The sequence below is a fragment of the Mucilaginibacter terrae genome (assembly GCF_042679325.1).
Lineage (GTDB): Bacteria > Bacteroidota > Bacteroidia > Sphingobacteriales > Sphingobacteriaceae > Mucilaginibacter > Mucilaginibacter terrae.
Window position 1 is genome coordinate 105,226 of record NZ_JBHTMJ010000013.1, and the last position, 12,974, is coordinate 118,199.

Sequence of the window (12,974 nt, forward strand, 5' to 3'; positions counted from 1 at the left end):
AAGAAACAACATTTTCAACACGCGGCAATGCCTGCAAATCATGAAAATATCATTATTGGCCGTTATTATCACGCTTACCTCTGCTCTCTCCCTACTTGCCGGAAGCACGCATGGGCAAAGCATACAAGATGTTAAGGTATCATTGGATATCAAACGAACGGCAATAGAGCGTGTTTTGGCAGACCTCGAGAAAACCACCAAGTACCACTTTGTTTACGAAAACAACCTACTTAAGGGTAAACAAACAAAAGGAATCAACGTGAAAGACGCTTCACTACAAATGGTTTTGATGCATCTGCTTCACCCGGTCGGGCTGTCTTTCGTTCAGATCGGAAAAAGTATTGTTTTGAACGAGGATAAAGCGACGCCTAAATCCATTGCTTCACCAATGGTTCAAGGGCAGGCAATCCAAATTACCGGAAAAGTAACAGACGAAAAAAATGATGCTTTATCAGGTGTTACCGTGTCTGTAAAGGAAAGACGCAGTATTGTGATGACGAACAATGAAGGCCTTTATAGCATTGCAGTGGAGACAGGGGAAACATTGATTTACTCCTTTATAGGTTACAAGACCATAACGCGAACGGTCAATAACGCTACGGAGATCAATGTCAGGCTGGAGCCCGAAAGCAGCCAACTTGCCGATATTGTGGTGGTAGGATACGGAACTCAGACCAGAAGAGATGTAACGACAGCCATCAGTTCCCTCAAAAGTGGTGACATTAATAACTTCCCGGCAACAGGGGTAGACAAAGCCATGACCGGTAAAATGGCTGGTGTACAAATACTGCAACCCAACGGAGCCCCCGGCGCCCCTATAGCCATTGCGATCCGGGGCAAGGCTACTATCACCGCCGGCTCCGACCCTTTATACGTGATTGACGGTTTGCCCTTATCAGATAATAGTGTTAATGGTCCTGGTTTGGGACTGAACCCGCTCAATGCTATTAACGTGAACGACATTGAAAGTGTAGACGTGCTGAAGGACGCCTCTGCCGCAGCCATTTACGGATCACGCGGCTCAAACGGCGTTGTTATTATTACTACCAAGCGTGGAAAGAAAGATAAGCCGGTTATTAACTACAATGCATTCTACGGTTTTCAGGAGACTAATAAGAAAATTCGGATGCTGGACGCTTACGAATATTCCAGGTTGATCTACGATGCGCACAATAATACTTACTTCGATTTGCTTGCCGACAGAAATCTTACCGGCAGTGCAGATGACAATAACGCAACCCGGCTTTCCAAGCTGGGTGCTGCAGCCAACAGTGTTAGCCAGTCCTATTTGCTTCCACCCGAAATATTCCCTTATTTGAACGGACAAACAGGTTTAACTAATACCGACTGGCAGGATGCAATTTTCCGGAAAGCGCCAACTCAAAGCCACACACTTTCTGTGACTGGCGGATCTGATAACGTAAAATATTATGTATCAGGAAATTTCATGGATCAACAGGGTGTCGTTCTCGAAAGCGGTTTCAAACGCTACGGCGGCCGTGTTAACCTCGACGCTTCCTACGGAAAATTCAAACTGGGTACAAGTATAAATTACACTTACCAAAACTTACAGTTTCAGCCTACCGAAGGCCGCTTTAGCAGTAACGAGAACATTGTTTCCGGTGCATTAACCGCATCTCCTTTTTTTCCGGTGTACAATGCAAACGGTTCTTACAATTTCAATCAATATAACTGGCAATATGGCCAATCCCAATCTGTTAACCCTGTAGCACTGGCAAAGCTTAAATCAGATCTTACAGCGGAAAACAAAATGCTGGGCAATATATTTGCACAGTACAATTTTACGCCTGAGCTATCTAATAAAATCTCTTTTGGCGTTGACATCGACAACTTTAACCGAAGCGCCTTCAGGCCGTCAACACTGCCCCAAGTTTCGCCATCATTAGCCGTTTCAATACCTACCGGCAACTATCGCAATACAAGCTTAGTTAATTGGGTGGCCGAAAATACTTTAGCCTTTAACAAACAATGGGGACAGCACAGCATTAAGGCAATAGCATCTGTGTCAGCTCAGCGGGAAAGCCGTTCATCACAAAACGTCTCAGCAACCGGTTTTCCAAATGACCTGGTAAAAACGTTGAATGCAGCTACGGCAATCAGCAGTTTTTCGTCGCAAACGGAAGAATGGTCACTACTTTCGGGATTAACGCGGGTGCAATACAACTTTAATGACAGATACCTGCTATCGGCGGCTGTAAGAGCAGATGGCTCTTCCAGATTTGGTCCAAGTAAAAAGTATGGGTATTTTCCCTCTGTTTCAGCCGGGTGGAATATTGATCGCGAGAAATTCATGCAAGATCAGAAACTAATTAGTTCATTAAAACTCAGGGCGAGCTATGGCCTCACAGGTAATTTCCAGATCAATAATTACGCTTATTTGTCTGTCCTGAGTCAATCAAATTATGTTTTTGGCCCTCCGGGTTCTGCAACATTGGCTTCCGGTCTTTACCAGTCGACCGCCGGCAATGATGATCTGGGATGGGAAAGAACATCTGCCTTCAATATCGGTACAGACATCGGATTTTTTGACGAACGTTTGCACGCCACTATTGATGTATATAACAACAATACAAGCAATATCCTGCTTCAGGTACCCGTGCCGCAGAGTTCGGGCTACAACACAAATATCAAAAATATTGGCAAGGTTAACAATAAAGGTTTGGAGATCTCTCTTTCCGGCGACAACCGTTTGGGAGCATTCAGGTTAACCAATAGTGCTAATATCTCGTTTAACCGTAACAAAGTTCTTGACCTTGGCGGCCCTACATCGATTATTACCCAGGCACAGGGTGTAATTTACTTTATTACGCAAGTTGGACAGCCTATTGGCAATTATTATACCCTTGTATATAACGGCGTTTACAAAAGCCAGGCAGAATTGAACGACCCTGCGAATGCCAAAGTGGCTGGCGCTAAAGTAGGCGATTTCAAATTTATCGACCAGAATGGTGACGGAATTATTGACGGTAGCAATGACCGGGCTATTACAGGCAACTACATGCCAAAATTCACCTATGGGTTCTCCAGTCAGTTACAATACCGGTTTTTGGACCTGAATGTGGCTTTACAGGGAATTTATGGTAATAAAATAGCGAACATACAGGGACGCTACATTAATAGCGGTGAAAGCTTTGTGAATAATACCACGGATGCGCTCAACCGCTTTTACTCCGAAGCTGAACCTGGTAATGGCCTGATCGCTCGTGCCAATCGTAATCAAAGAGGCTTAAACGCAACCATTTCTACCTACGGTATTGAAGATGGTTCTTATTTGCGTGTGCGGGACTTAACACTGGGTGCTACCCTGCCAGTCAAATGGGTGTCAAAGGCCGGTTTCTCAAAAGTACGTCTTTACTTTACAGCCACTAATCTATTCACTTTTACTAAGTACAGCGCGTATAACCCCGAGATCAGTTCAGAGTCCAATCCCTTGACTCCCGGAGTTGATTACGGAAGTTATCCGTTGAGTAAATCATATGTATTCGGTTTAAATTTAAGCCTATAATCATGAAAACAAAATTTGCAATATTATTTTTTATTGTTGGCATGCTAAGCGCCTGTAAAAAAAGCTTTTTAACGCTTACGCCACTTTCACAGCCTACGGCCGCAGGATTTTATAAGACCACCGCAGATGTTACCAACGCGGTTAGTGCGGCATACGCTCCATTGCAGGGCAGTGCGATGTACCAGGACCGTTTTATTACGCTGATGGAGGCACGGTCTGATAATGTTGAAGATCAAAACCCCGGTGGCAATGCCGGGCGCGATTACAATATTGACCGATTTCTGGCAAAGTCAGATAACGCTACAGTAAGCGATGCTTATAAGGCCTCTTATGCTGACATATCCCGCTGTAACAATACCCTTGCAAATCTGGATGTAGTTTCTGATGCAGCACTGAAAAATCAGTATGAGGGAGAAATTCTTTTCTTGAGGGCGCTTAACTATTTCAACATTGTGCGGTTATGGGGGGCAGCACCACTTATCCTAACACCGGTAAGTACCGATGAAGCGCTGACTATCGGCCGCAGTCCCATACAAAGTATCTATGCGGCGATTGAGTTGGACCTGGCCAAAGCAGCAACTTTACTTCCGCCGGTCTATTCGGTACGGGCAGATCAGGGAAGAGCCACTGCTGGAGCAGCCAAAGCGCTTTTGGGTAAGGTTTATCTTACCCAACAAAAATGGGCGCAATCGGTCAGCACACTTAGAGAACTGGTACCTCCGGCAACCAACCCATACAAGTATGCATTGCTACCTAATGTGGCTGATGTGTTTGTAGTTACCAACAAGCTGAACGCCGAGGTGATTTTTGCTGTGCATTACGAGAAAACTATACCGCAGCAGGGCCATGCCATGCAGTATTATTTCAACAAGCCAGTGCTCGATCCTAAGCTGTTAAGTTCTTTTGTTGCAGGCGATACCCGGCGTGACTTGCTGAATACGCAAACGGTTGATGCCAATACACAGCCGGTCAAAAAATACTATGATACCTTCGATGCAACCAACAGGCAATTGGGAACAGATTTTATCGTACTACGTTATGCCGACGTTTTACTGATGTATGCAGAGGCGTTAAACGAGGTTAGTTACACCAACGACGTGAACAGTGACCAGTTTAAATACTTGAATACTATACGTACACGTGCAAAAGTATCGGTTTATACGTCTACGCAACTTACCGATCAGGCCACTTTCAGAGACGCGGTACTCAACGAGCGCAGGCTCGAACTACCGCTGGAGCTTCACCGATGGTTTGACCTTGTAAGAACCAACACAGCTATTACAGCCTTGCAAAATTCAGGACTTACCCGGTTAATGATCCAGCCTTACCAATACTTATATCCGGTGCCGCAATCCGAGATTGAGGTAATGAAGAACCCGGCACTGTATTCACAAAATCCCGGCTATTGAAATGAAAGGCACATTATGTTATTTGTTGCTTGCCTTAGGTTTGATGCAAGCAACGCTTGAGAATGTGACTGCCCAAACTGTTGAGGTTGCTGCTCATCGCGGGGATTGGCGTAACGCCCCTGAAAATTCTGTAAGAGCCTTTGTGCTTGCCGCTGAATTGGGTGTGGATATTATTGAACTTGATTTGAAAGCGACCAAGGACGGTAAGTTAATAATTATGCATGATGAAACGATAGACAGAACCACCAATGGCAAAGGCAGGCCTAACGATTATACGCTTGAAGAGCTAAAAAAATTACGCTTGAAAAATGGTCTTGGCCGGGTTACCCGGTACAATACCATTCCCACATTAGAAGAGGCTATGCTTGCGCTGAAGCAAAAAAAAGTTAAGGTGAACCTCGACAAAAGCTACCCTTACTTTAATGAAGCTTATCAGGTTTTAAAGCAAACAGGTACGCTCGGTCAAGCTATTTTTAAATCAGAGGCTCCTTTCGACAGCTTAAAAACAAAATACCCTCACCTAATCGGAAAGATAACATACATGGCTGTTGTAAACCTTGACCGGCCTGATGCCCGCAAAGTAATTAGCAACTATATAGAAAACATGAAGCCATACGCCTTTGAATTAATTTTTAGCAAGGATACTTCTTCATGCCTAAATGATACGCGATGGATCACCACATCAGGAGCCCGTATTTGGATTAACTCCCTCTGGGCTTCTCTTAACGGAGGACACGACGATGATCTTGCAGTTGAACTGGGCAACACCAAGGACAGTTGGGACTGGATAATTGCCCACGGTGCAAGCATTATACAGACCGACCGGCCAAAAGAACTGCTTCGCTATTTAAAATCCAGAAATAAGCATTAAAAGTATAGGTATGAAAACAGTGAAATTTTTGATGATTTTAATCTTCCTCTGTAACGGTTCTCTTTTCCAATCGTACGCGCAAAGCTGGAATGCTAAAGTCGACGTTCGACGCATATTTAGTGATGACGCGGATAATAGCAATGGAATAAAGGGAAATGTTAATACTGGTGGCCACATTAAGGTAACCGTTACTGCTACAGATTATCAAACTATCGTCTATCAGGCAACATTAAATGCATCTTCCAGCTTTTTCTCTGGCTACGGCAATTTGCTGGTACATAATGCTGAGAAGAATGAAATAGGCATGGGTGCTGAATATTACCCTGCAGAGTGGAACAGTAAAGATATGTTCACAGCAGTATTTAACATAGATAAATACCGCTCACAACATACCGGAACGCTTACGTATCAGCTATTACAATATCCGCTTAACGTAATTATTGCTGTAGAGGTAGTAAATGCTCAACTGGAAGCGGTCAAAATTCCAGGGATCGGAATAATAGATTCTAATGGAGGAAATACGCTTTTTGACCCTTCACACGACTGCTACGATTTGAGCAAAAATGCAGAATCACCTTGTAATATCTGGATAAGAATCAAGCATCCTAAAGTAGACCAGAAAGCGGACCTTATTTCCATTGCCCACAGGGGTGTGTGGGGGCAGGATCAGGGTAACGGAGATCCAGAAAATTCATTACGATCTATCGTGGCCACGCCGCCTGTTACCAAAATTATCGAATCAGACGTTATGCAATTGCAAAACCTAAGTGATTTGGTAGTAAGTCATGATTATAACCTGGTACGTACCTCCAATAGTACTTATAATGACGCCACCTATTTTTTTAATCTCCCTGCGAATGCTATAACAGCATGGGAATTACGAAAGCGAAATTCTACCGTTTACCCCCAAACCAGATATTTGTTATTTAAAGACTGTGTTCAAGCGGTTAAAGATAACGGAATTGTTCTCACCGTAGATATCAAAGAACTAAAAGCAAGATATGCCAAGGGTGCAGATAATAAGGCGTATTGTGTATCTAACTGCGAGTACGACAATGTAACGGGTACACTTGAGCAAAACAAAGCAGCAGACGAAAAGATAAAAGAAAGTTATAAAACTATTTTAAGCAAGTGTGTTGCTTTAGCCAAACAGGTTAATAACGGTAGTGGCCTGTCCTACATTGCCGTTAAATGCCCTTATGATTTCGATGAGATAAAAGATAAAATTGACGAAGCTGATAGGGGGCGGATATTATATTTTCCGGTAATTCAAGGGAACAAAAGCTTGAAGCAAGCTATTGAGTTCGTTGATTCTTGGGTGGGCAAAGCGGGCAATCGCCTTATGGGCTTTGAAACCAATTTTAAAGAAAAAGAGAGCCAGCTTCTCCAGCCTTTCACCATAAACCACACCTACTATCAAAATCTTTGGGAATATATCTATCGCAATACCGGTTTGAGGCCCGCTATGTATCCCGAAGAACCTATGGGGCCAAGGGGTATTGTTGATCGTTGGGCGCAGTGGATGATAAAAGACCTGGGACGGGACATCAGAGGAGATCATTTACAAATTATGTCTATTCCATATTCTAACATTATGATGCTTACAACAGACAGACCTGATATCTGGCTGGAAATTCAAAACCTTTATAACCGCCAATAAGATGAAACCGAAATCAAAAACGTTAAAAATTGCATGGCTGCTATTCATTACAATATTACTGAACGTACCCGCCTTTGGTCAGGCTAATCAATGGATGCCACCTTTTAAATACTGGACACCTATATCATCATCAGGTTGGGTTAGTAGCTGTAATAATGCTAACACTTGTGTAATTCCTGCCACTTCGTTCACTAAACTTAACAACGACGAAAATGGGTTACAATTTAGCATAAACTGCACTTTTGATTTTAATAAAAAAAATTTGCTTTTTACCTATAGATCAAAGACGGATGTGGGGGTGTGTAATTATGTTCAAATATATTATCAAAGTAATTCATTAATTTTTCGTCGATATAAAGACCAATCCCACTACTACGACTTTACAGTGCAGGATCAGCTTTTCGATCCTGTTAAGGGAAAAACATGGACTATAGCTGTTTTTTTACAGGCTTTTTCTTTTGGGTAGAAACCTATCCCGTTAATAATAAAAGTATCGGGACTTATCTTACACCGATATATTTTGGAATAGACTCACCAGGTAATTCAAACATGGCTAAGTTTCTGTCAAAAGACATCAAATACGAAATTTTCATGGGTGATCCTAACAATAAATCTACAACTTTCGGTGGCTGGTCAACCAGTAACTTCAGTTACAAGGCACTTCGCGACAATATTCAAAGCAACTTTTCGGCCGTAACGCCTTACTCGTCAATTGCACCGGGCGCTGCAATAGCTATCGATGATCACTAATTATTATCAATGGAAATTTAAAATTATATAACATAACATTAAGTCATGAAAGCAAATCAACTTTTAAAATCCACAATCATCAAAATGCAATTGGTATGCATTTGTGCAACAATAATTATGATAACTTCTCCTTATAATATTTTTGCACAAAGCAAAACCAAGGTGCAAAAAGCCTCGGGGTCGCGAATTGAAGATTCGTACACTGCAAATGATTACTATTTGTATAATAAAAGTGGAGAAATGACAGGGCAAAAAGGATCTTTAAGAGCTTCTTCTACCGGCATTACTTTGGGTACCGATGCAGATAATCTTAAAATAACTTTGAAAGTTAATCAAACTCCCGCTTTTGAAGTAATTAGGGGAGTTAATGGCGATCCAACATTTTTTGGACCGGGTACGGGATGGACAAGATATATAGGAGCGGGCCCCCTTGCCTTTTTCACCAGAAACAGAGGCATGGTAAATGCCAGTGATATTCCACAAGTTTTTGTTGCCTCGGAAGGTCAGGTTGGCATCGGCACCAATTTAAGTGCTGTAAAAAGTGACAATTTGAACAAATACAATTTGTTTGTTATGAAGGGTGTTCTTAGCGAAGACTATGCAATTGGGCCTAAAGATAACTGGGCCGACTATATTTTCAAAAAAGACTATAGTTTATTAACATATATAGATTTAGAAAAATTTATATCAATTAATGGTCACTTGCCCGGGATACCGTCAGCACAGGAGATTAAAAGCAATGGCTATTCCTTACATGATATGAACGTTAAACTACTATCGAAAATAGAGGAACTAACCTTGTATTCAATTGAACAGCAAAAAGAGATTATTGCACTTAAAAAGAGCCTTGAGAAGCATCAACTTCTGGAAATAAGATTAAGAAAATTGGAGAACTCAAAGAAGTGATGCCTTTACTGGTTACTAAGGGCTTTTGACATTTCCAGGTAGCGGAGCAGGACAAAAGTCGAACTTTTTAACTGTTTTTCAGCAAGTTAAATCCAGGATTGAGAAGATTGAGAAGTTGGATTAACTCTGAAGGTTAAGCTTAGATGATATGATCAAGGAGCTTGTTACGACAATGGAGAATACCGTGGGGTATTCTCCATTTCAATATATCCTAACTCAATCTCTCACAATATTCGATTTTTTCCTGTTGGTTTGCCTTTTGGTTACTTCATTCTGCTGAATAAGAGCCTTCTGCTGCATTAGGTCTGACTTCAATTGCTCAATTTGTTTTTGTTGCTCTATCATATACAAAGTAAGTTCCTCAACCTTTTGGAGCAGTTTTACATTCATGTCATGCAGAGAATATCCGGTATTGTTTACTTCTTCAGCCGAAGGCATTTCCGGCAAACGGTGGTTTGATATTATAAATTGTTCAACAACGTCTAACCGGGGTAAGCGGTAAGACGTTGAAAAAACAAAGTCAGCCCAGGAACTGCGGGGGCCGAGCGCATATTCTTCACTTAAAATGCCCTTATTAACAAACATGCTGTATTTATTCAAATTACTTTGAGAAATACCTGTCATGTCGTTATTAATACCCACGGCTCCATTGATTAAAGCGTTTCCCTGCACTTGCAACTTTTGGGTTGGAGCAGACACACCTATGCCTACATTACCATTTAGATAAGTGTTACCATCTACATGCAACTTTTGTACCGGGGAAGTATTACCGATACCAAAATTACCGTTGTTTAAAAAAGTTCCTACCTGAATATTATTTACATAAAAACCTAAAGGATAACTGTTTATAGTTCCCACTCCGCCGATAGATCCAGAATTTTTAAAACCAATTTTAGCATAGTTAGGACGGGTTAATACGTTACCCCATGCATCTGATGCTTCTACCACCTCAAACCTGTAAGCTGGCGAACTTGTATTAACGCCTACCCTTTGCATGCCACTCGTATAGTTAACCAATAATCCGGGTATATCAGTATTGTTACCTTTACCTTTGTTGCCGCCGAAAAAAGTAAGAGATCCGAAACCGATAAATTTATTGGAGTTTCCTTCCCCAAAAAATATCGGCTCACCACCCGTGCCCTTAATGATCTGGAAAGCCGCGGTATTGTTTATAGCAAAACGAATAGGCCAGCTATCACTCAGGCTTTTAAGTGCAATGGCAGATGCTTCGGCATGCAGCGTCCCCCTGCGCCCTTCATTCGAACCTTTATAATAAGAATAATAATCAACAGCGTCATAACTGTCTGCCGTACGCGACCCATTGCTGCGGGCGGTACTGGCTGAATTTGCCCCCGGTTTACGGTTGTTTTTTTGCTTTTGCGCGTTTGCAGTTGTAGTAAGAGAAATTGCAAATATTAGGGCATTTATACTCAGTTGTTTTACTATCGTCTTTTTCATGATATTTGTAAATTAGTTTAATTGTTCATAAGCGTCATCATCCGAAAGGGGTGTAAAAGGCTTAGGGCTGCTACCTGTGAGGTTAGAAAAATTGTTTTGGATATTTACCATCAAATCAGTAGGATTAAAGGCATACACCGTGATGTTACCTCTCAAGTAAAAACCGACCTCGGCCGGTGCGCCTATTTGGATATAAGCATTTGAGCCCCTTGTCAACAGGTCTTTCATCGGCTGATCGGTAAGCGCATTTACCCCGAAATAGACTGGTGTCAGAAAGTTACCTATAGGCACCTGCTGGCCTTTACTTTGAATCCAAAAGAAAGAAGCAGTCATGTATATCTTAAAATTCCATATACCCGAATTACCTGTATTAGTATAAAACAACGGATCAAGCAACTGATAGTCATAAAAATCTGTCGGATTTTTGTATCTCCTGAAGATCAGGGTGTTGTTAAAATAATTGATTTCCAATGCTTTAACACCTGTTGCCGAAAAAATAGTAATAACAGGAAATTTCTTGGAAAGGTCCATGTGGAAAGCGCAATCGATTTCTATACCTTTCAGGGTTGAATCGGTGATAGCTGCCCATTGGGCCGGCCGCAGCGTAACCATTGGTTCATTATACACCGGTACTACTTGAGCGATTTGTTGAGTACCATTTGGTGTGTTGTAGCTATAAGGACCCTGAGCCATTGAAAAAAAGCTGATCATACTCAGCACTAACATAGCCATCAAGGTTGCTGCTTGTTTAAGATAATTTTTCATCTGCGTTATTTGTTATACATGATCTCTATTTGTGACCATACGTCAGGGCGGTCGGTAGTCAATACCATGATCTTGCCATAAGGGATGGACATCAATTTATAATGGTCGCCACGCATATCAACTCCGGGGTCTTTAATTAGCCAGTCTGCCCAGCGGGTTACGATCCCCCTCGGCCCCATCGGCTCTTCGGGATAGCAGCCCGGCCTTAGCCCTGTAGTGGTGTACACATAGTCGAGCAAGTTTTGGTAATACAATCCCTGCCACGTGAACGGTTTAAGAAAAACATTATTCAGTTGTTTAAAATTAGTTTCAAATGCAATTACCCGATTCCCCGCTTTGTTATTCCAGGAATCTACAAATTGAATAGCTCTACCCATTCTTCGAAACCCGATCGTATCCCTTACCGGCTGTATCACCGGCATGAATAAAATTTTTGAGAGGTCTTCCGCTGAAGCGCAGGTTTTAATATAGTCCCAATCTTTGTTTACTTTAAAAGCAATGTAAGACAAGGCATTACGGGCTTTGGCAATAGCTACGCATCTGTTAAATATTTTTTTCCAGCTTACCTGTATCAGCGAATCTGCTTTCGGATTTGTCTTCGGATCGTACTCACAATTACCAACACAATTACCATTCAAGTCATATCTCGCCCTAACATCTTTGATGTCGATGGTTAAAACCAGCTTATTTGTCACAAGCGCCTGCATCAGGTGATCGAAACTTAAGTAATGGTCAGTACTGATCGCCTCATTGCGTTTCCGTAACTGTAAGCCAGAAACCTGGCTCATATACATATTGAACAAATAATTTGTATCGGGCCCGGTGTAATCAGAAAGCCGGTTTAAGTTATAATCATGACTAATGATCAGCGAATCATCTTTGGTGATCATTACATCCGACTCCAGCACCGGCGTAACTGCAGGCGTGGCCTGTAAAGATGATATTGAATTTTCCGGATTTCCATTTCCGAGATCATAACCCCATATGCCACGGTGTGCGGCTATAATCAGGTCACTTTTCTTAGTAACGTCAGGTTGTTTCATACGCAACCAGGCCGAGCACTGGCAATCTGCTGTTTTCGTCAGGTCGTAACAGTAGTGTGCCGCATCAAAAAGGTTATTGCCACCTTGGGCGTTTACAATACCTATACCGGGTATCTTAACTAATTGTAATTGGGCGTTGCTCGATTTTACAATGATATTAACATCAACAGGATGATACAAAAATTGGTAAGGGTATTGTGTAACACTGTCGTAATAATACCTGTCTATAGCAAATGCTGACCTTTTAATATCTTTACTGAACCAGGTTGGTGGAAAATAAGTTCCCCCAGGGCCAACAGCACTTCGGGAAAGCGTATCGCCCTGACCGGCAAAAGTACTTGTACTCACACGGGTTGTCACCTTGTAAAGTATAGTTTGGCTGCGCTTGTCTTCTACGGTAACCGTAATGTACCCATCCTTATTAACCGTGCCAACAATTCCGTTGTTGGTAACAGCACCTACATAGAATAGCGAGGCCAGATCTAATTTAGCCGGCCAGGTTTGCGCCCGGGTGCTCCAGGGCATAAACCATAAACCTGCAACCATGCAAGCTATAAGCATTTTTACTCTCTTCATATAAGCTATT

At 42.1% G+C, this 12,974-nt stretch carries 10 protein-coding genes; 7 read left to right on the forward strand and 3 right to left on the reverse strand.

Annotated elements, in window-relative coordinates:
- Nucleotides 1-40: 40 nt before the first annotated feature.
- The 7 genes from ACFQ3S_RS14230 (at nt 41) to ACFQ3S_RS14260 (ending at nt 9,122) form a co-directional block, all read left to right on the forward strand.
- Nucleotides 41-3,526 carry a TonB-dependent receptor gene (locus tag ACFQ3S_RS14230; RefSeq protein WP_377165574.1) on the forward strand — a complete coding sequence of 1,162 codons (3,486 nt, stop codon included), beginning with the start codon at nt 41-43 and terminating at the stop codon, nt 3,524-3,526.
- 2 nt (nt 3,527-3,528) lie between these two features.
- Entirely contained in the window at nt 3,529-4,935 is a 1,407-nt protein-coding gene (locus ACFQ3S_RS14235) for a RagB/SusD family nutrient uptake outer membrane protein (RefSeq protein WP_377165576.1), read from the forward strand.
- 1 nt (nt 4,936) lies between these two features.
- Nucleotides 4,937-5,806 (forward strand): glycerophosphodiester phosphodiesterase family protein, encoded by an 870-nt coding sequence (locus tag ACFQ3S_RS14240; protein ID WP_377165578.1) that lies wholly within the window; start codon nt 4,937-4,939, stop codon nt 5,804-5,806.
- Nucleotides 5,807-5,816: 10 nt separating this feature from the next.
- Complete coding sequence (locus ACFQ3S_RS14245) at nt 5,817-7,466, forward strand: hypothetical protein (RefSeq protein WP_377165580.1); 1,650 nt, start codon at nt 5,817-5,819, stop codon at nt 7,464-7,466.
- Between the two features lies 1 nt (nt 7,467).
- Nucleotides 7,468-7,932, forward strand: coding sequence for a hypothetical protein (locus ACFQ3S_RS14250; RefSeq protein WP_377165582.1), 465 nt, complete (start codon nt 7,468-7,470; stop codon nt 7,930-7,932).
- An 83-nt stretch (nt 7,933-8,015) separates the two neighbouring features.
- Nucleotides 8,016-8,216 (forward strand): hypothetical protein, encoded by a 201-nt coding sequence (locus ACFQ3S_RS14255; protein WP_377165584.1) that lies wholly within the window; start codon nt 8,016-8,018, stop codon nt 8,214-8,216.
- Nucleotides 8,217-8,261: 45 nt separating this feature from the next.
- Nucleotides 8,262-9,122, forward strand: a complete 861-nt coding sequence (locus tag ACFQ3S_RS14260) for a hypothetical protein (protein ID WP_377165586.1) — start codon at nt 8,262-8,264, stop codon at nt 9,120-9,122.
- Between the two features lie 216 nt (nt 9,123-9,338).
- Here the strand turns inward: ACFQ3S_RS14260 and ACFQ3S_RS14265 are convergent, their stop codons facing one another.
- The 3 genes from ACFQ3S_RS14265 to ACFQ3S_RS14275 are packed head-to-tail and all read right to left on the reverse strand — an operon-like array spanning nt 9,339 to nt 12,964.
- Nucleotides 9,339-10,580, reverse strand: a complete 1,242-nt coding sequence (locus ACFQ3S_RS14265; RefSeq protein WP_377165588.1) for a hypothetical protein — start codon at nt 10,578-10,580, stop codon at nt 9,339-9,341.
- Between the two features lie 12 nt (nt 10,581-10,592).
- The gene (locus tag ACFQ3S_RS14270; protein ID WP_377165590.1) at nt 10,593-11,345 is read right to left on the reverse strand and encodes a hypothetical protein; all 753 of its coding nucleotides are present in this window, start codon (nt 11,343-11,345) and stop codon (nt 10,593-10,595) included.
- A 5-nt stretch (nt 11,346-11,350) separates the two neighbouring features.
- Nucleotides 11,351-12,964, reverse strand: a complete 1,614-nt coding sequence (locus tag ACFQ3S_RS14275) for a glycerophosphodiester phosphodiesterase family protein (protein WP_377165592.1) — start codon at nt 12,962-12,964, stop codon at nt 11,351-11,353.
- Nucleotides 12,965-12,974 lie beyond the last annotated feature (10 nt).